Below are 23,331 nucleotides of genomic sequence, written 5' to 3'. Positions count from 1 at the left end.
ATATTGGCTTTTATAGCCCTATCGCCTTGTTTGCTAACGATGGGTATATAGTAACAAACTATTTCAAGTCGTCTGTCAGTGTTTGATGGTATGAGAGTTAAGATTTGCAAGTATTTATCAGTGCTTGGGTTACAAAGGCAAAGATATGAAATCTTTTGTTACAACCACTGAGTTTATGCAATAATCCCTACTCATTTCATCGCCTTCCTAGCAGAAATAAGCATAAAACAATAAGAGAAACCGAATATTTTAAGGTAAAAATAATGACTGGACGTATAACTAGCCGCCTACAAGAAGCGCTTACAGTACTCAAAGCCACCCAACAATATCGTCAATTACCCAATCTCCAACATCATGGGCAATACGTTGTTAGCGAGGGTAAAACCTTACTCAATATCGCCAGTAACGATTATTTGGGCTTAGGCGGCGATACCGAATTACAAAACGAATTTCTCAGTCAACTAACACCGCTATCAGTCGCACAAATGCCTAAAATGAGTGCGACGTCCTCACGCTTGCTCACTGGAAATGATGCACAGCTACAAGCGCTAGAGTCTGAGTTGCAGGAATGGTATCAAACCGCTATCGGCAAACGTGATATCTCTGTCTCAAAATCGGTGTTGGTATTGAATAGCGGCTATCATGCCAATCTTGGTATATTGCCCGCCCTCACAGCGTTGCCAGTCAAAACACTTATTCTGGCTGACAAACTGGTACATGCCAGCATTATCGATGGGTTGCGGTTGAGCCAAAGCAAACTTGTCAGCTATCGTCGTTATCGTCACAATGATTATGAACATTTGGCGACGTTTATTGAGCAAGCAGCGCCAGACATTGAGCGCATCATTATTGTCACTGAGAGCATCTTTAGTATGGATGGTGATCGTGCGGATTTATGTCAACTGGTACACTTAAAAGCTAGCGATGCTCGTATCGAACTGTATGTCGATGAGGCTCATGCCATCGGTGTGTTAGGTCATACAGGATTGGGACTAGCGGAAGAAACGCAGACATTGGCTGATATTAACTATTTGGTCGGTACTTTCGGTAAAGCGTTTGCCTCGGTGGGTGCTTATATCATGTGCGATGATGTCGTCAAGCAATGGCTAATTAACCGCATGCGTCCACTAATTTTTAGTACTGCATTACCCCCTATCAATCACGCATGGACGCGATTTATTTTAGCAAAAATGCCAATGCTAAATAATCAACGGGCGCATTTAGTGCGGTTGTCTACCAAGCTTAGTCAAGCCATCGACCCAAGATACCGTGTGTCCCAGAACACCCGGCATCCAAACTATGAATCACCGATTGTACCTTACATCTTGGGTGACAATGCCAGCACGCTTGCCAAAGCACAACAATTGCAAGCAGCAGGTTTTTACGCCCTGCCTATCAGGCCACCCACTGTGCCTGCAAACACCGCTCGTATCCGTTTGGTCATGAACGCCAAGCTGACAGATGAAGACTGCGAACAATTGATACAACAATTATAACGCTGTTGTTATACATCAGCGACGTCAGTCCTGCTATCGATTGATAATTGGCTCACTTGGATATAATAAACCGTATGAAAACACTCGCCACGCCTGATAACTTTAGCCCCAGAAAACAAACCATCGCTCGTCATTTTGCCAATGCCAGCGACTATGACCAGCATGCCAATATTCAGCAGCAAGTCTGTCAATATTTAATAGACAAACTCACCCACACTGAACACGATAGTGTGCTTGAAGTCGGTGCAGGAACCGGTCAAATGACCCGCCTACTCGCAGCACACATTCAAAGTCAATATTGGCTAATCAATGAATTATGCGCTGAACAAGTGGCTACTTTACAATCCATATTGCCCAATGCTGACATAGCAATTGGCGATGCTGAAACGATGAACTTTGAGGATGAGCATAGCTTGATAATCAGTGCCAATGCAGTGCAGTGGTTTGATGATCCCTTAAACTTTGTTGCGCAATCAGCACACCATTTGCGAGCTGGAGGTCAACTGCTGTTTAACACTTTTACGCCAAATAACTTTTTGCAAATAAAGACTCTAACGGATCAGGGTCTTCACTATCCCGATATCATTGAGTGGCGATTGGCACTGATTAGTGCTGGTTTTGAGAAAATTGAACTGTCCACTGAGCGTTTCGAGTTACCGTTTGCCAGTCCTTACGCTATCCTAAAACATATGAAGTTGACGGGCGTATCGACCAATCAGACACAAGTAAAAGCCAACAGCACCCAGCCCTTTGTATGGACAAAGGCACGCTTGCAACAGTTTGAGTCTGATTATTGGCAACATTTTTCGGCGCAAGATGACGACGGTCAGCCTATCGTTCATTTGACTTATGAAGTACTGATAGTGAGTGCCTTTAAATCATGAAGACAAGGTATAGACTGGCAGGATACTTCTTATAAATAACAGCCATAAAAAAACGCATCCCGAAGGATGCGTTTTTTGTTTTAACTGCGTTTAGTTACTAAATCGCAATTATTTTTTGTCTTCGTCTACTTCAGTAAACTCAGCATCAACGACGTCATCATCAGCTTGGTTGCTATCTGCTGCATTGTCCGCGCCTTGTTGGAACTGGCTTGGATCCATGCCCTCGCTACCTGCGCCTGCGTCAGCATAAATCTTCTGACTAACTGGCAAGAAAGCATTGTCTAATGCTTCAAGCTTGGCTTTGATGTCATCATGATCATCTTCTTTCATTACCGCTTCAAGCTCAGAGATAGCAGCTTCTACTGTTGATTTCTCTTCAGCAGTTACCTTATCTTCAGCGTCTTTCAACGCTTTTTGTACCGCATGAATACGACCATCTGCTTCGTTACGAACTTGCGCTAAGTTAGCGAATTTTTCGTCTTCTGCAGCATTGGCTTCTGCATCACGAACCATTTGCTCGATTTCTTCATCCGTCAAGCCAGAATCTGCTTTGATCTGGATGCTTTGCGCTTTACCCGTACCTTTGTCAGTTGCTGAGATATTCATGATACCGTCAGCATTGATGTCAAAAGTAACTTCAATTTGCGGTAGACCACGTGGCGCTGGTGGAATATCCGTCAAATCAAAACGACCAAGCTGTTTATTTTGGTTAGCGATTTTACGCTCACCTTGATAAACCTGGATGGTCACAGCTGGTTGGTTGTCTTCAGCCGTTGAGAATACCTGTGATTTCTTAGTAGGAATCATGGTGTTTTTCTCAATAACTGGTGTCATGACACCACCCATCGTTTCGATACCAAGCGTTAGTGGCGTCACATCAAGTAGCAATACGTCTGTTTTTTCACCAGACAATACCGCGCCTTGAATCGCAGCCCCTGCCGCTACTGCTTCATCAGGGTTCACATCTTTACGTGGCTCCTGACCGAAGAACTCTTGTACTTTTTGCTGTACCAGTGGCATACGAGTCTGACCACCAACTAAGATAACATCATCGATGTCACCAATTTTTATGCCAGCATCTTCAAGCGCAATCTTACAAGGACCCATGGTACGTTGTACCAACTCTTCAGTTAAGCTCTCAAGTTTTGAGCGACTGATAGTGACCACCAAATGCTTAGGACCATTGCTGTCTGCAGTAATATAAGGCAAGTTCACTTCAGTGCTTTGGGCACTTGATAACTCAATTTTCGCTTTTTCTGCCGCTTCTTTTAGACGCTGCATCGCCAATGAGTCACCTTTCAAATTGACATCTTGGTCTTTTTTGAACTCATCAACCAAATAATCAATCAATGCTGAGTCAAAGTCTTCACCACCAAGGAATGTATCACCATTGGTTGCTAGTACTTCAAACTGCTGCTCGCCATCAACGTCAGCGATTTCGATGATTGATACGTCAAAAGTACCACCACCCAAGTCATAAACAGCAACAGTGCTATCGCCTTGCTTCTTGTCCATACCGTACGCAAGAGCCGCAGCTGTTGGTTCGTTGATGATACGTTTTACATCAAGACCTGCAATTTTACCCGCGTCTTTTGTTGCTTGACGCTGTGAGTCATTAAAATAAGCTGGTACGGTTACAACCGCTTCAGTAACAGTTTCACCAAGATAGTCTTCTGCTGTTTTTTTCATTTTTTTCAAGATTTCAGCAGAAACCTGTGGTGGTGCTAATTTTTTACCGTTAATTTCTACCCATGCATCACCGTTATCTGCTTTGGCGATTTTGTAAGGTACCATGCCGATGTCTTTTTGCACGACTTTGTCATCAAAACGACGACCAATCAAACGCTTAATCGCAAACAACGTATTGTTTGGATTGGTGACCGCTTGACGTTTGGCTGACTGACCCACCAAAATTTCATCGTTTTTATAAGCAACGATAGATGGCGTTGTACGAGTACCTTCAGCATTTTCGATGACTTTGACTTTGTCACCTTCCATCACTGCGACACACGAGTTAGTCGTACCTAAATCAATACCAATTACTTTACCCATAATTATTTGCTCCTAATTTGTTTTAAGTATTTATCTATTCAGACCGTGGTTGATCTCTTGTTGCTATATATATCGGTTTACTTATGGATTTTTTCAAGTCAATCATCATGCAAAATTTGTCTTTCGTGTGACTTTTTGTGAAAACCCTTAATAATAGTAGGGTTTAGCACACTAAAAATCCAATTTTTAGTACTACTGCCCAACACGTACCATGGCTGGGCGTAATAAACGACCGTTCAAGCTATAACCTTTTTGTAATACAGTACCGACAGTATCAGCCTCTGCTTCTTCATCGATACCAACAGCTTCATGAAGATCCGCGTTGAATTTCTCGCCTTGTGGGTCAACCATTTCGACGCCGTTCTTATTTAATACGTCCAATAACGCTTTGTGCGTCAATCTCACCCCTTCTGTAACAGGGTCATCAGCATGGGCGCTTTCAATGGCGCGTTCTAAATTATCGACCACTTCTAATAGCTCTTTGGCAAATTTCTGCAAGGCAAAACGCTTGCTCTTATCCGCCTCTTGCTCCATGCGTTTTTGTGCATTGTAAGCTTCGGCATTGGCACGGGCGGTGACTTCTTTAGCTTGCTTCACTTCACCTTCTAGCTCAGCGATACGCGCTTTAAAGGTGTCGAGATCGATTTCATTTTCAATGGTCATCTCTTCACCTGAGTTATGCTTTGGATCAAACTCTTTCATGGTTTCTTCTAAAATACTGTCACTGTGTTCAATATTGTCATGCGCCACATTTTGCTCAGGCGATTCGTGGTTAGTATTTTGCTCGCTCATGATAGCTCCTTAGAATTTTAATAATGACAATTTATATAAGAGGCAACAAGTTCACTATTTGCTAGGGATACTGTGCTCTTATTAAATAATTAACCTGTCTTACACATTGTTGTTATGAGTACCTTCTACTAGCTGTTTGATAAAGGTGATGGAGCTAAATTTCAAGCCTAAGCCAAGGGAATTTTTCTAATTTACAACAAATATTGCCTAAATCTGGATTAAAGTGCTCAAAACAGAATTTCATAGGTGGTAAATGGCTATCCATGTTCGTTAACACAAGCTACAAGAAAGCAGTACTTATTCCAAAAAACTTACCATTGGTACATAAGCCATTACCAAACAATACTCAACTTTATTTTTGATTACTCTACTATTGCTAGTAAATAGTATGGCTCATGTCAAAGTGAACGCTCATATATGACAACGCATACTGACAATCCTTAACGAGAAGTGTTATGTCTAAATCAACCGTGTTATCAATCAATGCGCTATTAAATAAAGCGCTGATGACGATAAAGCTCGCATCAACAGATCGTATAGATAAGGGTATAAAAGAAGAAAATGGCACTCAAGAGAATCGTTTGACTGTCAAACAAAAAGTGCTTAGCTATAACCCGTTGACGACTTGCCAGCCGCATACCTTGCACTATGCCATGAAAGGAGTCGGCTATCTGCCAACGCCACTATTAGAGAGCTTGGTTGGGTATTTGAAAGGACTTACCTCAAAACAATATCTGCACGCCGATGCTCACCTGCGTTTGATTCTCGCAGTGAATAGTAAGCTTAAAACGCCTCTTGAGCTAACACCAATGCATGAGCTGCGCGAAAGGTTCGCCGCTGACGCCGTGGCGATGCAAGCGCCGCAGGTATGGCAGCAAGCAAGTGACAATATCATCGGCAACATGAAACGATTTACGAAAAAAAATCAGAAGCTTGTGCATTGGGAAGACAAAGTGATTGCCAACGCTGATGATGGCGATATGACCATTCGCTGTTATCAATCAGATGCGAGCTCTCATGGCTTAGGGTTCAAAAAAGCGGATACTCATAATTCTGATGAAACAGTGCTGTTATATTTTCATGGGGGTGGATTTTGTATTGGTGATGTCAATACCCATCATGAGTTTTGCCACGCGGTTTGTGAGCAGACGGGCTGGCCGATAGTCAGTGTTGATTATCGCTTAGCACCTGAACATCCAGCACCAGCCGCATTAAAAGACTGTATCACTGCCTACGCTTGGCTGGCGGAGCATTGCCATACCTTAGGCGCTTTACCCTCGCGAATCGTTCTAGCAGGCGATAGTGCTGGCGGCGGATTATCCACTTTGATTGTTCAACAACTCACTGCGCCCTCGCAAATCGCATGGTCAGATCTGGGTATTGCAGGTCAAAAAATGTTCGATTTATTAGAGCACTTACCAAAGCCACTTGCACAAATGCCTTTGTATCCTGTGACGGATATCGAAACGGATTATCCAAGTTGGGAGTTATATGGCGAGGGATTATTATTGGATCATGCCGATGTGGCTGTATTTGATGCTGCTTGTTTAGATAACAGCCCCTTGCCACGCCAGCATATCCTTAACTGTCCGATGCTTGGTGATAATAGTAAAGTATGCCCGACTTACATTGTCGCCGCAGAATTAGACGTATTACGTGATGAAGCATTTGCTTATGCAAACCAATTAAAGGTGCATGGTATAGCAGTCGAGACTCATACCATTCTGGGTACGCCGCATGGTTTTATTCATTTTATGAGTATTCATCAAGGTATCGGACAAGCAACAGACGATATTATTAAAGGGTTTGCGAGTTTTGTGCGTGACGTTATCAATACCCAGTCACAATTAGCGGCATAGTTATCAACACAGTTGTATAAGAAAGTGCTAGTTCATTTATAAAATATAATGGTACTGCTATTATTTAAACGTTACTTTTTTAAGCATTGTTTTCTTAAATATTACTTTCTTAAACGTTATCTTCAACATGACTATTCACAGTGATCAGCCAAATCTCTGAGCGCGAACCCAAGCGAAATGGAATGCCCCAAAAGCCGTAACCAGATGACACCACAAAGTGTCCTTTGCCAATGGCTTCATAGCCATAACCCAAGCTATTGATGGCACTGACAATGAAGTTGGCGGGGAATACCTGACCGTTATGGGTATGCCCTGAGAGCTGTAAATCAATCGGCATTTGACTGTGCTCAGCAATATCACTTGGTCTATGATCTAGCAGTATTACAGGCTGTGTAGTATCAACTTGGGCTAGTAGATCGGTTGTGGCTACCCGCTGTCTTTTATGGTTATCAAAACGCCCAACCAGCCAGATTGGTTGACCTTCATGCTCGATACCGATTACTTCATCATTTAACAACTGCACGCCAGCAGCACGCAACGCTTGGACAATCGGCTGCTCGTGCCCGTATAAATCATGATTGCCTAAAGTAGCATAGACCCCATATGGCAGGCTTTTGCATAACTCCGCCAAGTTTTTCGCCATATTATAATCAGTAAATGCCTGTATATTGTCATCCATGATATCGCCCGGCATCAGCAATATGTCGGCTGTATTTTTTACCATAAGATGATGCAGCCTATCTATTGCACCGCTACCAAATAATCGTCCGATATGTAAGTCGCTAGCGACCGCAATACGTAATGGCTTAGCCAAAGGTTTATCAATATCAATAGATAACTCACGTACTACAGGCGCATAAGCACTATATAAGGCGTAAAAAAACAACCCGACAAATATTGCCAATGCCAATATGCGCAACCCAAAATCGACGGTAGCCGGTGTAGCGAGCGCATCACCAGTTAGCGATGTAATTAGCCAATAGCCACCATAAAATAGACTCGTAACTAAAGCCGTCAATAGCATGAAATGCATAACTAACATCCAACCACTGATCCAGCGATAGCTATTTTTAAATGCTCTATTGACACTGAGTAGCAGCAAACCGTTGGTAATAACGAATACGATGACCCATACCGAAGTTTGCAAATCTGCTGTCTGCCAAGGCTGTAACCACCATTGCACGCTTAGAGCAGCGCCAAAACTAAACAGCTGCAATAGCACAAAAATGATCATGAAAAATGCGTAGCGCATGAAAAATCCTTGAGTATGATGTCGTCGATACACTATGTTTTTAGCTGACAATACGAGCAAAGTCGCTATTAGCCAGCCTAACAGCAAATAAAAGCCTCTACCATTTAGATATGGTAGAGGCTTTATCATAGGGGTAACACTGTTTATTTAAATAGCTCATACACCAGACTGCAACGTAATTATCCAAATCTCAGAACGCGTTCCCAGTCTAAACGGTACTGGACCGATACCATAACCAGAGGTCACCAAAAACTGCGTATCGGCTATTTTTTTGCTGCCATAGTTTAGTGGTGTCAACCAATCCATCAATAGCGTTAGTGGAAATATCTGCCCGCCATGGGTATGCCCAGACAGATGCAAATCGACTGGCAGGGCGCTGACCTCATCCATCGCGCTAGGACGATGCTCCAAAAATATCACCGGTTTGTCTGTGTCTACTTGCGTCAATAATTCCTCGGCTGACAGTCTGGTACGATCAATATCATCTGAGCGCCCCACCAGCCATACTGAATCATCTAATAGCACACTCTCATTATCAAGCGCTTTGATGCCAGCCTCTTCCACCGCCTGTGTGATCTGTTGGTCATAACCGAAATAATCGTGATTGCCTAAAGTCGCATAGACGCCAAGCGGTGCCTTTAGCTTTAATAGCTGCTCATGCATATTCGTATTATCGTAAGCAATCGTATTATCATTCATAATGTCACCAGCGATAACCACCACGTCAGGATGTTGCGCATCGATAAGGCGCACCATTTTCTTTATCTGCCGATTGCCAAACCATCTACCCAAATGTGTATCAGAAACGAGTGCTATCTTCATTGTCTTATCGAGAGGCTTAGCTGTAGTGACCGTCAATCGATGTACTTCGGGCGAGTAGGCATTAAATATAGCTAAGCCAACAATACCGACATAAACCACCATTGCAAACGCACGAATGGCTCTTGGTCGTGGCTTTTGTTTAAGAATTAGAGCATAAACCCCTGCAAGTACAGCCGTTAGTAAAGCGGCATAAAGCATAAAACCTTGCAAAACACTAACGACCAAATAGACATAAAAGCGTTCGTACCAAAACTCGCTCAAACCATAAATGAGAAAGCCGTTGTTCACTATCAAAACACTTAATACTAAAAACAGCTTCATACTCTGACGTTTTGGTTGGATAAACCACCAAAGCAATATGCAGGTCATCATAGAGAGCAGTTGGGTAAAGCCGATAAAAAGCCACATAAGTAAATCTAGTTAAATAAAGATAGCGCTATCTTACGTTAAAAATTTGATGTTCTGAATATCGTGTCTTTTTTCCACGAAAGCTTCATATGTTTTACGTCTAGAGTGCTGTTGCCACAAAACTAAATGGTTGCCAATAAACGTACTTTAACGTTTATTTGGTGCTATTTGGCAAACGCCATTTTTACAGGCTTGTATCACTGCTTTGCCATAGACCAGTTTGGTCACCCAGTTCGGAATTCTATAACGATTGCGCGCAACATACGGATAAGCGAAGTCGCCAAGTTGTTTGACTACTGGCAAAAACAACAACGGTGACCATTTAACGCCACCCGTTCTGTAGAGCAATCGCACAGCATCCATATGCGTGTACCAATTGCCGTAGTTGTCTTGCACACACATATAAGTCATCGCATCCTTGCGGCTGAATCCTACGACTGCCAACTCATTAACCCCCTCGTCCACAGGAACTAAGCGTATCTTCTCCGGCTGTCGCATTTTCATATTGTGCGCCTCGGTGCTACATATGACGCAAGCATCGTCGTAATACATGGTGATGGATAAATGCGCTTGCTCTCTATAACTGTTGATATGATTTTGGATAATCATCTTACGACTCCTTTATGAGTGATATATTCAATCCTATATAAATCAGATACGGTGTCAGGCTCGCTTAGTCTACTATTTGTAGTACTTTCGCTCACATTCCTTGTATCCAAATTATATTGAACCGACTATAGCTAAATATCAAAGTGACGCGAATGGGCATTGGATTTTTCAGTCACCCTAGATTCTTGATACTGATTGGCTGGGGCTAAAAGAGGAATGACTGGCTGCTGCGTCCACTGCGGAGCGGTAGCATCTAAGCGCTTGGCCAGTACCGGTAAATGATTGGTTGGCACCGCTGGGAATAAGTGATGCTCGATGTGATAGAGTAAGTTAAAAGTCAGTAAATTAATCAATGGATGACGCTCACTGCGCGCATATACCACGTCATCACAACCATGATGGACGCTCCATACTGCAAAGAATCCTACCATCGTATTGGCCAATATCATCACCAATACGTGATATATCAAAACTGGATGCGTCGTGATAAAAGCAGCAGCAATCACTGCGAAAATAAGCAGCATATCAAAGGCAACGAGAATACGATTGCGGCTACTACCATGCGTCAAGCCAAACCACTGAATCATAATCGAGAAAAGTCCGCCTCCCAATATCGCCTGATACCAAGGCAGACGAGCCCAATTACCCTCGACATCGCTGTCACCCAGCGGATCTCTATGATGATTAAGATGAGTGTGACGAATGGCATGCGTACTACAGAGCATCATGATACTGAGAAGAAACAGCATGAGCTCTGTGGCGACTTTACTCACCCCTAAAGTGCGGTGATAACAATCATGGGCTTGTCTCAGTGCGGCAGTAAAAAAGAAAAAAGTCGCCACAAGTGCAAGTAACCACCACCCTTGCCACGCGCTCCACCATGACAATAATAAAAAAGGCAAAGATAAGAAAATATTATAAACAGTCTCGCCAAGACTAAGCTGTCGCAAATCTTGCCATTCAACACTGTCTAACGAAGGATGACGCATGATGTTCTCCTTACTTAGTGATAAGCAGTAGCTGTCTTGCTGGCGCGACCACTTAATTTAATCGGCTATTTTAATTTACTTTATTTCTGTCAATAGTGAAATTACTATTTAAATTTTATTCGTATTTAGGTAATGCGACAAGACCTGTAATTACAGCGCTGATACCGCCTGTCAAAACCTGCATAATAAGAGGTAGCTCTAGTAAAGATAGAAAGGCAAAGCCCATAAAACCACCCGTAATTAAAGAGATAAGAAGGCCTTTATAATTACAGTAAGCATTTACTTGCGCAAGAATCCAGCCTGTAAATAACGAAGGTAACAGTCCTAATATAAATCCAAAAATTATATAGAAAATCAGCGCAAACCCTAGCAGCCAAACTACATTAAATACAGTGCTGAAATAGACGTTAGTAATATTGAACATTTCGGGCGCACCAAAATTATAGTCATTAAACAAGACATCAGGTACTGCTACGCTTAACCATAAGAATATCCCACCTAATGCCCCGCCAAATTGTGCATATTGATTTATCACCTTACTCTTTGGATAGCTGGTTGCTGTAGCGCCAACCTCAATATCACTCATAAACACCTCCATTTAGGTTTCACATGAAACAGTCGCTTAATGTTTTACGAACTCTGCTCTTCTAAAGCTTGCTTCAGTGTTGGCTGTTTAAAATCATAACCTGCGTCCTGTAATGCTTGAGGCAATACCTTTTGTCCATCTATTAGTAGCGTCGACATCTCACCAAATATCAGTTTAAGCAGAAAATTGGGTAAAGTAAAAAAGGTGGGACGGTGTAACCATGCTCCGAGCGTTTTGGTAAAAGTATGATTGGTCACTGGATTAGGCGCAGTGAGGTTATACACCAGCACTGGCGTATCATTGATAGTTTCTAACGAGTGATCATCGATAGTCTGAGTTTCCGCATAATTAGCAAGATGCTTTTCAATGATAAATATCGCTGCCCCAACCCAGTCTTCACGACTGATCCAGCTCATGATTTGCTTGCCATCACCCAACTGTCCACCGACACCCATTTTAAATGGGGCTAATAACTTACCGAGCATCCCGCCATCAGGATGGATAACCACCCCAGTGCGCACGATAGCCACAGGCACGCCATGTTTAGTGGCTTTGAGCGCTAACTGCTCCCATTCATGACATAATTGATGGGCAAAATCAGTTTCAAAACCACTGCTTTCGGTAAGAGGTTTATCGCCTTGTGCGCCATACCAGCCAATCGCAGAGCCGCTGACCATTAGTTTGGGCTTAATACTGGTGCGCTTAATCAATGCCAATAAGGATTCGGTAGGCTTGATACGGCTGGCGAGCAACTGCTCTTTGCGCGCATCGCTCCAGCGCGAGTCAGCAATGCCTGCGCCTGCTAGATTTAAGATAACATCAAAGCTTTTATCCGAACTCGCTAGCTCATCGTAGGTCATCATGCTGATCGAGTCAGGATGCGTTTGGCTGCTATCGCGTGTTAGCCATGTAATGTGTAAGTCCTTATCCTGCGTACGATAGCGTTTGATAAGCTCGTCACTAAAAGCACTGCCTAAAAAGCCTGAGCCACCACTGATTAAAATATTCATGTCCTACTCCCTATATTTTTCGCTTATCGTTTAGTAAAACTTAATCCGTTATAGCCATCGTCTACTTTTTTAGTACTAAGATCAAAATGACTTTTACGTACTTTTGGTAAAGCAATGCGGCTGGCTATAGCTAAGTTGATAGCGCCAAACAATCCTATACCAATCATAAAGGCCAATAGCACGCCAACCTCTATCCATGAGTTGATGCCTAGATATAGGATGATTGCACCCATATAACCTGCTGACGTTATAAACCCCACTAAAAATGTCGTGCGTAGACTTTTATGATCACCGCGCCATATCTGCTTATAAGCGACGATAACACCCGTTAATAAAGCAGGAATAAAACCAAGCAGACCAACATAGAGTAATGGCTGATAACCAATCTGCACAAAATCCGCATCCCTAAAAACAAACAATAAACCCAGCTCTGCAATCACTCCACCAACCATACTACCAAACCCTGCAAACAAAATAATCACTTGTAGATAAGGATACACACCTAACTCATTATTCGTTTTCATTCTATTTATCCCATTAACATTCGTCGTTAATTGAGTATAAATACGGCGTTGCCAAAGCCAATGAAATTCCTGTGGATAATTGGTGGATAAGTATTTTGATTTTGTTTTGCCTACTGATTAAGCAAAACGCTTACGAATAGGACAGTCACTATCATTACTATTTTGAGATTTATTCTTTAATTTGTTCCAACGATAATTAATAAAACCTATGACGTTAACCATACTTGGTAATACATGTGCTTTGGTCAGGTGTGGCGCTGCTGCATCTAAACGCTTGGCAAGCTCAGGTAAATGATTGGATGGCACAGCAGGAAAGAGATGATGCTCTACGTGATATAACAAGTTAAAAGTCAGCAAATTGACCAAAGGATTGCGCTCAGTTCGGGCGATTGTCTCATCACAATCATGATGCACGCCCCACACCGCAATGATGCCGACACTGGCATTGGCCAACATCATGGTCAGTAGGTGATACATCAATACTTGCACTAATATCGCGAGAGTAGGAATAGTAAAGGCGGTCAATATAAGGGCAACTATGATGACTAAACCAATCAAAGCAAATTCTAGCCAAGCCAATTTTTGATTGCGACGGCTGCTGAGACGCAGTCCTTGGCGATAAATATCGAGTCGATAAGTTATCCCACCGAGGAGCGCTTGCCACCATGAGTCTTTTGCTAGACTGCCTTCAATATCACTATCGCCCAATGGGTCACGATGATGGGCCATGTGCGTGGCTCGAATGCTGTGCAAACTGGTCATTAATAGTACGCTGAGCAATAATAATATAGCGGTGGTCGTGCGTTTACCTGTACCCAAACTATGATGATAGCCATCGTGCGCTTGGCGAAATGCGGCAGCAAAAAACAAATAAGAAGCCCCGCACGCCAATACATACCATGATTGACTAGCAAACCACCAAGACAACAACAAAAATGGATAAGGCAAAATAACATTGTAAGCGATTTGACCGCGCGTTAACCGGCGCAAGTCTTGCCACTCGACTGCAGCAACAGCCTTTTTAATGGCTGGCTCTTTATTAGCGTGTGTCTGATTAACTGTCATTTTACACATCCATTTGTTATTACTATTTTTGTTGCTGCTATTTTATAGAAACTTATCTCACTTAAACTTAGCTGGCTTTTATATTTATTACATATATTTCTGTCAAAACAGAAATTATATTGCAAATTTTTTATTTTAAATTACACAGCTCACTATTAACGTAAGACCTTTTTAATACTAGCGCCCAGTTTTAGGACTTTTTTGAGGATGCTTGTGGGCAGCTTAAGCATCTCAGATGACCATGTGGTTAGGGTACTAACGAATTCTTGGGTATCACGAATACGTGACTTTACCTCATTATTTTCATGTTCAAATTCAGGACTGTCCATCAATTCTTGTAAGAACTGTACTGTTGGCTCAAGCTCACGCTTTTGTCGTTCAACCACGATAATACGTGCCAGCTCCCAAACGTCAGTATTGGTCGTGAAGTGATCGCGACGATCACCCAATATTGAGACCTTTTGTACTAAGCCCCAATGCTGCAACTCTTTAATACTGTTTGAGACGTTAGAGCGAGCAACACCAAGTGTTTCGGTGATTTCTTCAGCATTTAATGGCTTACCAATGATGAATAACAGCGCATGAATCTGTGACATGGTGCGATTAACACCCCACTGCGAGCCCATTTCACCCCAATGTAAGATAAATTTTTCGGTCACAGGATTTAGTTTCATGATTAATATGTACTCTACTTTATAAGTTTTGATTATTTTATCTACTTATCTTGCGCTATTCTTTTATTTCTGTCAATAGTGAAATCAATAAATGATACTCATCCCTTGGTTGACTGTCATGCGCTAACGAATAACCAAACCCGTGGTTGCGTCACGAATTTGGCTCGGTAAAGTATAGCCTAGAGTGTCAGCCTGCAAGTAGCTGATTTGCTCGCCAAAATATCCATAAGCATCAGTGAAAGTCATAGCAGGCGGTTGCCCTGATGGATTACAGCTTGTGGAAACCAATAGCCCAAATGGGTTTTGAACGTCGACCAGTTGTTGGCACAATTGACGAATCATAGGATGCGCAATAACTCTAACCGCCACTGTTTGATGCTGCCCTGTGATCCAAGGAGGGATAGTCGTTTCAAGTGTCTGAGGGATAGGCAGTAGCCATGTATGGGCTTGCTTACCTTGTAGCTCTATACTGTCAGTATCTGCCTGCCAACTCTTGATGATTTGTTGGCGCAGACCTTCTTCTAAAGGCTCTAGTAACGGCATTAAACGCTCAGCGCTGTCAGTAATGACGATCATACCTTTGGCTTGTGGACGCTGTTTAATGGATAAAATACGTTGAACGGCTGCTTCGTCATAAGCGTCACAACCGATACCCCAAACGCTTTCGGTGGGATAAGCAAGTAGCTGTCCTTCTTTAAGCCATTTGGCAGCTTGAGTGACAGAATCAGTAATAAAAGATGTGGATTTTTCCATGGCTTAAAGGCTTCAAAAAGGTAGAAATTTAAGCACTCATCATAACATAAGGCTAAGAAAAATTAGGGCAGCGAAGTTTAAAGCGACCTTATTAGCAGCTACCTAGGTCGTGTCATCAATTAGCACATTAGTGCGTTTAGTGGTCTTAAAGTGGCTAAATTTTGCTAAACATCGTCAGCAATTTTGTCAATATGTTCATATTAACGGCAATTGCTTCCTTGTTTATCTACAATTTTTCTCATTTTAAGCCTCACAATCTAATTGATGACACGCCCTAGATTGTACTGTCGTCAATCACTTGGCAGTAGATACGTAAAAAGCCTAAAGCGATAGAAAGTACGATTTTAGACGCGCAAATACCGTCCACCTTGCACACTAATGATGCCTAATAATTCAAGCTCCATTAACTGTCCAATCAGCTGTGGTGTGGCAAGTTTGGTAGCGATAATCAGCGCATCTAAATCCTGCCCGTGCCAATCAAGCTGCTCATAAACAAGGGTTAAATGCTCTGGTACGACGATAGCGCTGGGAGAAGGTTTAATATTGGATGATGCTAGCTTGCCAGTATCTGCAGTAGAACTGCTAACGTTTTCTAAAGGGTTTTCTGTCTGACTTCGATTCAATGTAGATAAGACATTTGATTGAAATGAATGACTGTTATATGGCAACTGACTATTGATATCCTCTAGCACTTGCTGCGGATGATAAATTAAAGTCGCACCTTCACGTATCAGGTGATGACAGCCTTCTGCATTGCTATTATCAATATGACTTGGAATGGCAAAAACTTGCTTACCCTGCTCCGAGGTTAAACGCGCAGTAATCAGCGAACCACTCTGAATGGTCGCCTCCGTCACAATCGTTGCTAAGCTCAATCCAGCGACCAAACGATTACGCCGTGGAAACGTATGCTTATGTGGCATTGTATGCGGCAATAGCTCACTAATAATACAGCCGCCTTGCTCAATTATTTGGGCAAACAATTTATCATGATGATTGGGATAATTGACCTCAATACCCGTACCCATTACCCCAATCGTTCGACCTTGATATTCAGCGTCTGCCTGTGCTAAAGCGCCTAGATGTGCTCGTTTATCGACACCCATGGCAAGACCACTGGTGATGATATAACCAGCTTGCGCCAAATATTGTGCGATATCAAAGGTGATTTTTTGGGCATGGGCAGTGGGTTTTCGGCTACCGACGATCGCGATTTGCGCTTGACGCAAACGCGATTTATTGCCTCGGTAAAATAATAAAGGCGGTGGGTCATAGATTTGCGAGAGCTGGGCGGGATAATCAGGCTGGTCGGCGAATAGCAGACCGTAGCGCCCCTCGATGAGCGCTTGCTGAATTTTATCGATACTGGCTTGCGTGTGCTCTGGCTGTTCATGACGGGCAAGATGGCTATGATGAATACCCAATTGCCGCCAAGCATCTACTTTGGCGTACCAAGCAAGCTCTGCTGTGCCAAAAGAAGTAATGAGCTTATGATAAGCAGATAATGATGCATTCACCTCAGTCCACAGCGCCAGTACTGCGCGCTGCTCATCTGATAAAGAAGAAGTAACTGCCATCATAATCATCTAGCTCGTATAGGCTAAGTTAGTATATCCCGTCCAAAAATAAGCATGTTCTCACTTATAGTGTACTCATTTATAGATATGGCGGTGGCAACAGCTGATCGCCGACATTTAATGGTAGCTCTGAATCAAGCACATAAGCATAGCTAATATTATCGAAAGTATTGAATACCATGACCATACCGCTTGGCTCATTTGGTAAGCGTACTGGCGTGTCATTGTCTTTAGTATCGCGGATCAAAGCCCCTTTTTGATAGACAGTCAATACATCACCAGGCTTAGCACCATGGGTACTACCTAAATTGATAGCAACAACACTACCCTTCGCTGCTGAGCTGATTGAGTCCATGACTCGGACAATCATGCCCCCACGACTGACCGTTGCAGGGGCTGGATAAAACACAGGTGGGATAGAGTTATTCAACTCAACGAATACGCGATCACCTTCACGTACTTCTTTGTCGTAACTGTCGGTGAGCTGCAAACTGCTGACGCCGTTGGTTTCTGTCGAAGTAACCAAACCCGTCGCAACTTGCGTGACTTCTAGACCAATAACTTCTTGGGTTTTTGGCTCAACATATAGCTCTCCTTCACGGTAGATACCATAACGCTGACCGACGATCAGTGGCACACCTTTGGCATACACTTTATCGCCGCTAGCGGTAATTAAGTTGCCTTTTTTAGAAGCCAATATATAAGGGGTGGTATTAAAATCTTGTGGATTAACGATGACTGTCTTATCTAACCAGTGTTGAATAGCAGACCACGGAAGCGGTGGAATACTGTTGGCTGTTGAAGTGACTGAAACTGTGCTAGATACCACGTTACCCGTTAACTGCTTTTCAACTCCAGCACAACCTTCGCCAGTATCAACACCAATTAAGGTTTTACCTTGAATCACACATAAGATAAGGATGTCGTTAGGATAAATAAGATTGGGGTTTTTGATTTGCTTATTGGTTGCCCAGATTTCTTTCCAGCGCCACGGACTGTCTAAATAACGTCCTGATATGTCCCACAACGTATCGCCTTTTTTGACGATATAGCGATTGGGCGCATCCGCTTTGATGGCTGGTGGTGGATTGTTAGCGTGGGCAGCACTCATTAGCATTGCACTACTAAATGTCGTGATTAACAGTGCTTTTGCTATCGTTTTTAAGCTCATCTTCATTGTTATATCCACAATATGTACCGCTGTTGTCGCCACAATTAGTACCATTTAGATCTATTACTTAACCTTAATCTTTGACTGTCATTAAAATAGTGACAAGCAATGAGGGTCGTAAAAGGACTTAACTGTACGATTATCATGACGCTTATAGGGCAGCTGTTCAGTGTAATTGGCTGGTATGATTACTAAAAAAGCGTCTAGCAAAATGATGAGTCGCCGACGCTGTTTCTAATATTACAATTATATCTACCATAACACAATCATAAACACTTTATTACAATGGCGTAACTTTTATATGAATATTATTTCTATAGTTCCTCATTGAAATTTATAGAGTTCCTCATGAAAATAAGCATTAAAATCCACTTTGACTTATGCTGGATTTGGTATCACATGCTGACGGATTTGTTCAGCCACCAGCTCAGCGCTGTTATCAAGCACCACCACATGTTGCGGTAAGCTCTCTAAGCCTTCGGTATGGGCTGGGCGTGCGATTTCTATTTGACCTATCGCTTCGATTATCGTATCTGCAAATTTCACTGGCAGCGCGGTCTCAGCACAGACAATCACCTCACCTTCGCGCTGTAGCTCTTTGGCAACCTTGATACCATCAGCGGTATGCGGATCAACCAACTCTCCATGCTGCTCATAAAGTGTTTTGATAGTGTCGAGACGGTCGGCATGAGTAGATTTACCCGCAGCAAAACCGTAGCGAGTGTTGACCGCATCCATTAGGTCAGGCAAATCAAAACCTTGACCAGATTTCACCCCTTCAAATAACTCATGAACGCGGGCGCTGTCTTTATCTAATAAGAGATAAACAAAACGCTCAAAGTTAGAGGCTTTAGAGATATCCATCGATGGGCTTGAAGTGATATAAGTTTTATCAGTCGGACGCGGCTGATAAGCACCTTGATTAAAGAAGTCGTTTAAAACGTCGTTTTCATTGGTCGCGACGATTAGACGATCAACTGGCAGCCCCATTTCACGTGCAATGTGACCGGCACAAATATTACCAAAGTTGCCTGATGGCACGCTAAAGCTAACCTTTTCATCGTTACTTGAAGTCACGGCAAAGTAAGCTTTAAAATAATAAACGATTTGCGCTAGGATACGACCCCAGTTAATAGAATTAACCGTACCTAGATTATAAGCCGCTTTAAACTTAGCATCCTGTTGTAGCGCTTTGACAATATCTTGGCAATCATCAAACATGCCTTCGATGGCGATATTATGAATGTTTTTATCAGTCAAGCTATACATTTGCGCGCGCTGGAATTCACTCATTTTGCCATGCGGTGACAGCATAAAGACTTCGATATTTTCTTTACCACGTAGGGCATATTCTGCTGCACTGCCGGTATCGCCACTGGTCGCACCAATGATGGTAATACGTGCGTCTTTTCTTTTAAGCACATATTCAAAAGCATTACCCAAAAACTGCATGGCAACATCTTTAAACGCTAACGTCGGACCGTTTGATAGTCCTAAAATATATAAATTATTGTCAAGCTTACGGACAGGAACAATCTTATCAGAGCCAAATATCTCAGCGGTATAAGTGCGCTTAATAATGTCTTGCAAATCAGCCACAGGAATATCAGTCGCAAAGCGCTGCATAATCGCCATCGCCAGCTGTGGATAGCTTAGCGTGCGCCACTCAGTAAGCGTCGCACTATCAATATTCGGATAGTGCTCAGGCAACATCAAACCACCGTCTGGGGCAAGACCCATTAATAACACATCACTAAAATCCATCGGCGCTGTCTGACCACGGGTACTGATATATTTCATTAGATTGTCCTGTCTATAATGAGATTATTAGTTAAAACGGTTTATTCAGCAGTTTTTTGTAGCATGGCATAATAAAAACCATCGCCGCTCTCGCTATCAATTGGCAAGCACTGACGACCAATCGCCTGTTCAATACCCCAATTACAATCGTCGCTAAATTCAATGGCTACTACATTGTTATAGTGAGTCATAAAATCCTGCATCTGCTCGACGTTTTCTTGCTTTAGGATAGAGCAAGTGACGTATAAGAGGTAACCACCAACTTTAAGTTGTGGCCATAGATTATGCAAGATATCCGCTTGTAAGAGTGCCGTTTGCTCAACGTCTTCTTCAGTACGCAAAATACTGATGTCAGGATGGCGACGAATCACGCCAGTCGCCGTACAAGGTGAGTCTAATAATATAGCGTCAAACACGAGCTTGCTCTTTTTCTTACCAGCCCCTTGCCATGTCGTAGCGTCAGCACAGACAATATTTAGCTCAATATTTTTCTCAGCTTGCTGCAAGTCGTGCTGACTTAAGTTTAAGCGCTGTAAATTAGTATGAATACGCTCGATACGTGGCGCTTCATTATCTATCGCAGTAATCTTAACTTTCGAAATCACAGGCGACGTTTCAGCATCGTCTTGTTTCACGTGAAACAATGAAGACTCGTCTGAACTGATTAACTCTAACCAATGAGCAAGCTTACCACCCGGCGCGGCACAAGCATCTAAAATGCGGATCTCGTTGTTATTGGTGTCTATATCGCCGTCTGCATCATCGCTTTTAACAGTCAGTTTATTAAGTAAAGCGCTATGGATAAGCGGTGCTGCAAGCTGAGCATGCATGTCTTGTACACTAGCCGCACCTTCAGCGAATTGAGGTAAGGCATTGACTGCCGTGCTTTGGTGTAGTCTAAGACCTTTGGTTACTATACTATTAGATGTGGCTGTATCCGACGAGTTGTCGAGTTGTAAACCACTTGTTAGCTCAACCAAATCTGCTTCAACTTCAAATTCCACCAATGCTTGCTGATAATCCTCTACCGAGGTAACCGCTGTATTCACGCGTAAAAACATCGGTGCAGGTTGACGTAAACCCTGCATCAGATCGTCATACTGCTCATTCCAATCTTGCTTAAGCTGATAGGCAAGCCAATTCGGTAAGCTGTGTTTTTTATCACATTTCTTACGGAACTTACTTGGGTTTTTAGCGACTTTACGCAAGATGGCATTGATTAAACCCGTCGCATGCGCAAATTCGATTTCTTTTGCTGCTTCAACCGTTTCATGAATTGCCGCATGGTCAGCTACTTGTAAATAAAGCAGCTGGGTTAAACCCACTTGGATCGTCGTACGTACTTCTTTTTCATCAATCGAGTTATCAGCCAGACTATCGAGTAGACGCTCAAGGGCGTACCATTGGCGCAACGTCGTTAGCAATAACGCATGAGCAAAACCTTTATCCCCATCATGCAAACTGTTTAGTAGCGGATCAAGGACGCTTGCAAGCGACTGACCATTCTGAATCGCCAGTAAAGTGCGAATCACGCGGACGCGGACGCTACCATTCATGATAAGGTTGCTTGACGGTTTGAGCTTATTGTTTCTTGGCGCAGTGCTTCTCATTAAATTGAATTTCCTTGACGCCTAATAGTTAGCGTCTGATAAAAGTTGGATTGTTTGGTATTAAATGACGAATATAAAAATAAATAAGGTTAAGCGGTATTAAACTGATTTAGGAGCAATTATTTCGAGTCTGCTGTGAACTGGTCACCATCATTTAATTGGTTGCCATGGCAGATTTGCTCGGCTGTCATCGGTTTACCACCAGCAAACTGTAATTCGGTAATGGCTAAAGTACTGGCTTGCGGTTTTTCGAGACCATTATCAATATTACTATCATGACCACAAGCTACCAATATCGCTTTGCGTCCAACGCTGATGACCGTACCAGCAGGCTGATTGGTTTGCTGCGACGGATTCACAGGTAAGCTGGCTAAAATCTTGACACGCTGCCCTGCCAAAAAAGTATATGAACCTGGCCATGGCGTCAGTCCACGAATTTGTCGCTCAATTTCAGTAGCGGATTGTGTCCAGTTGATTTCGCCTTCGGTTTTGACCAGTTTTTCAGCGTAATTGGCTTGACTGTCATCTTGAGCGATAGCCTGAGCTTGATAATGTGGCAAGTCCTTTAGCACGGTAATAATGGCGGTCGCACCAAGCTCAGCCATTTTATCATGGAGGCTGGCAGCCGTATCATCAGCCTCAATAGGAGCGCTGATTTTGTAGATCATATCACCTGTATCTAAGCCCTTATCCATCTGCATAATGGTAATACCCGTCTCGCTATCACCCGCCAATAACGCGCGGTGAATAGGTGCTGCACCGCGCCAGCGTGGTAATAAGGACGCATGAATATTGAGGCAACCATAAGTCGGTGTGGTCAATACCCCAATCGGCAATATCAAGCCATAAGCCGCGACAATCATCACATCTGGCTGATAACTACGCAGAGTCTCACGTGCAACCAACCCTTCACTACTAGATTTTTTAAAGGTGAGAGGCTGCTCAACGGCAATATCATGCGCCAATGCGACTTGCTTTACTGCAGAGGCCGATAATTTTTGACCCCGTCCTGCCTTGCGATCAGGTTGCGTATACACAGCGACGATGTCTATATTCAACGCTTCTTGCTGGCTGATAAGCGCCTCAAGACTAACGGCGGCAAACTCAGGAGTGCCAGCAAACGCAACTCTTAAGCGCTTACTAGATGAGCAATCTTTCGTCGTAGATGGCATGGATAAATCGGAGGCAGAAGCAATTGTAGTCATAAACAGGCATTATATAGGGTTGATTGACTCATTATAGGTGAGTTTGCGATGTTGTGCCATGGTTGTAATAACGGTAATCGAGCGTTACCAATGATACGGTTTGTCTTTATAATAGAAAGCAAGCAGGGCGCTCTTATTGATGAGTTTATTTACAAAACAATGCGTGATTGAGCGATATTCCACTGCCATTCAC

Annotated in this window: 20 protein-coding genes; 3 read left to right on the top strand and 17 right to left on the bottom strand. The window is 43.0% G+C overall.

What is annotated here, in order from left to right; translation table 11 throughout:
• Positions 1–263 precede the first annotated feature (263 nt).
• Positions 264–1,496, top strand: coding sequence for an 8-amino-7-oxononanoate synthase (locus JFC08_RS07035; protein WP_198330223.1), 1,233 nt, complete (start codon positions 264–266; stop codon positions 1,494–1,496).
• Positions 1,497–1,570: 74 nt separating this feature from the next.
• A complete protein-coding gene (locus JFC08_RS07030; protein WP_198330222.1) occupies positions 1,571–2,380 on the top strand; it encodes a methyltransferase domain-containing protein in 810 nt (269 codons plus the stop codon).
• 108 nt (positions 2,381–2,488) lie between these two features.
• Here the strand turns inward: JFC08_RS07030 and dnaK are convergent, their stop codons facing one another.
• Together dnaK and grpE are read right to left on the bottom strand one after the other, a co-directional pair.
• Complete coding sequence (gene dnaK / locus JFC08_RS07025; protein ID WP_045447587.1) at positions 2,489–4,432, bottom strand: molecular chaperone DnaK; 1,944 nt, start codon at positions 4,430–4,432, stop codon at positions 2,489–2,491.
• A gap of 192 nt (positions 4,433–4,624) precedes the next feature.
• Positions 4,625–5,224 (bottom strand): nucleotide exchange factor GrpE, encoded by a 600-nt coding sequence (gene grpE / locus JFC08_RS07020; RefSeq protein ID WP_045447584.1) that lies wholly within the window; start codon positions 5,222–5,224, stop codon positions 4,625–4,627.
• Positions 5,225–5,679: 455 nt separating this feature from the next.
• On the opposite strand from grpE, the gene JFC08_RS07015 reads away from it, so the two are divergent.
• Positions 5,680–7,083, top strand: coding sequence for an alpha/beta hydrolase (locus JFC08_RS07015; RefSeq protein ID WP_198330221.1), 1,404 nt, complete (start codon positions 5,680–5,682; stop codon positions 7,081–7,083).
• Positions 7,084–7,192: 109 nt separating this feature from the next.
• Here JFC08_RS07015 and JFC08_RS07010 read toward each other — a convergent pair whose 3' ends face one another.
• The 15 genes from JFC08_RS07010 to fmt form a co-directional block, all read right to left on the bottom strand.
• Complete coding sequence (locus tag JFC08_RS07010) at positions 7,193–8,335, bottom strand: metallophosphoesterase (protein WP_198330220.1); 1,143 nt, start codon at positions 8,333–8,335, stop codon at positions 7,193–7,195.
• A 156-nt stretch (positions 8,336–8,491) separates the two neighbouring features.
• Positions 8,492–9,565 carry a metallophosphoesterase gene (locus JFC08_RS07005; protein WP_198330219.1) on the bottom strand — a complete coding sequence of 358 codons (1,074 nt, stop codon included), beginning with the start codon at positions 9,563–9,565 and terminating at the stop codon, positions 8,492–8,494.
• 147 nt (positions 9,566–9,712) lie between these two features.
• On the bottom strand, positions 9,713–10,174 hold the full coding sequence (locus JFC08_RS07000) for a thiol-disulfide oxidoreductase DCC family protein (RefSeq protein WP_198330218.1): 462 nt from the start codon (positions 10,172–10,174) through the stop codon (positions 9,713–9,715).
• 131 nt (positions 10,175–10,305) lie between these two features.
• On the bottom strand, positions 10,306–11,163 hold the full coding sequence (locus JFC08_RS06995) for a fatty acid desaturase family protein (RefSeq protein WP_198330217.1): 858 nt from the start codon (positions 11,161–11,163) through the stop codon (positions 10,306–10,308).
• Between the two features lie 115 nt (positions 11,164–11,278).
• Positions 11,279–11,749 (bottom strand): hypothetical protein, encoded by a 471-nt coding sequence (locus JFC08_RS06990; RefSeq protein ID WP_198330216.1) that lies wholly within the window; start codon positions 11,747–11,749, stop codon positions 11,279–11,281.
• 44 nt (positions 11,750–11,793) lie between these two features.
• Positions 11,794–12,759, bottom strand: coding sequence for a TIGR01777 family oxidoreductase (locus JFC08_RS06985; protein ID WP_198330215.1), 966 nt, complete (start codon positions 12,757–12,759; stop codon positions 11,794–11,796).
• A gap of 23 nt (positions 12,760–12,782) precedes the next feature.
• Positions 12,783–13,283, bottom strand: a complete 501-nt coding sequence (locus JFC08_RS06980) for a hypothetical protein (protein WP_198330214.1) — start codon at positions 13,281–13,283, stop codon at positions 12,783–12,785.
• A gap of 117 nt (positions 13,284–13,400) precedes the next feature.
• Positions 13,401–14,348, bottom strand: coding sequence for a fatty acid desaturase family protein (locus JFC08_RS06975; RefSeq protein WP_198330213.1), 948 nt, complete (start codon positions 14,346–14,348; stop codon positions 13,401–13,403).
• A gap of 155 nt (positions 14,349–14,503) precedes the next feature.
• Entirely contained in the window at positions 14,504–15,022 is a 519-nt protein-coding gene (locus JFC08_RS06970; RefSeq protein ID WP_045447558.1) for a GbsR/MarR family transcriptional regulator, read from the bottom strand.
• A 123-nt stretch (positions 15,023–15,145) separates the two neighbouring features.
• Positions 15,146–15,775 carry an L-threonylcarbamoyladenylate synthase gene (locus JFC08_RS06965; protein ID WP_198330212.1) on the bottom strand — a complete coding sequence of 210 codons (630 nt, stop codon included), beginning with the start codon at positions 15,773–15,775 and terminating at the stop codon, positions 15,146–15,148.
• Between the two features lie 344 nt (positions 15,776–16,119).
• The gene (gene dprA / locus JFC08_RS06960) at positions 16,120–17,355 is read right to left on the bottom strand and encodes a DNA-processing protein DprA (RefSeq protein ID WP_198330211.1); all 1,236 of its coding nucleotides are present in this window, start codon (positions 17,353–17,355) and stop codon (positions 16,120–16,122) included.
• 76 nt (positions 17,356–17,431) lie between these two features.
• Positions 17,432–18,529 carry a LysM peptidoglycan-binding domain-containing protein gene (locus tag JFC08_RS06955; protein WP_227697689.1) on the bottom strand — a complete coding sequence of 366 codons (1,098 nt, stop codon included), beginning with the start codon at positions 18,527–18,529 and terminating at the stop codon, positions 17,432–17,434.
• Positions 18,530–18,901: 372 nt separating this feature from the next.
• Positions 18,902–20,323: a threonine synthase gene (gene thrC / locus JFC08_RS06950; protein ID WP_198330210.1), complete on the bottom strand. Its 1,422-nt coding sequence runs from the start codon at positions 20,321–20,323 to the stop codon at positions 18,902–18,904.
• A gap of 41 nt (positions 20,324–20,364) precedes the next feature.
• Positions 20,365–21,933: a transcription antitermination factor NusB gene (locus tag JFC08_RS06945; protein ID WP_198330209.1), complete on the bottom strand. Its 1,569-nt coding sequence runs from the start codon at positions 21,931–21,933 to the stop codon at positions 20,365–20,367.
• A gap of 119 nt (positions 21,934–22,052) precedes the next feature.
• Complete coding sequence (gene fmt / locus JFC08_RS06940) at positions 22,053–23,105, bottom strand: methionyl-tRNA formyltransferase (protein WP_420825210.1); 1,053 nt, start codon at positions 23,103–23,105, stop codon at positions 22,053–22,055.
• Positions 23,106–23,331 lie beyond the last annotated feature (226 nt).

The sequence above is a fragment of the Psychrobacter cibarius genome (assembly GCF_016107535.1).
Taxonomy (GTDB): Bacteria; Pseudomonadota; Gammaproteobacteria; order Pseudomonadales; family Moraxellaceae; genus Psychrobacter; species Psychrobacter cibarius.
The sequence above is the reverse complement of the archived record's forward strand: the minus strand, read 5'-3'. Positions and strand labels throughout refer to the sequence as shown.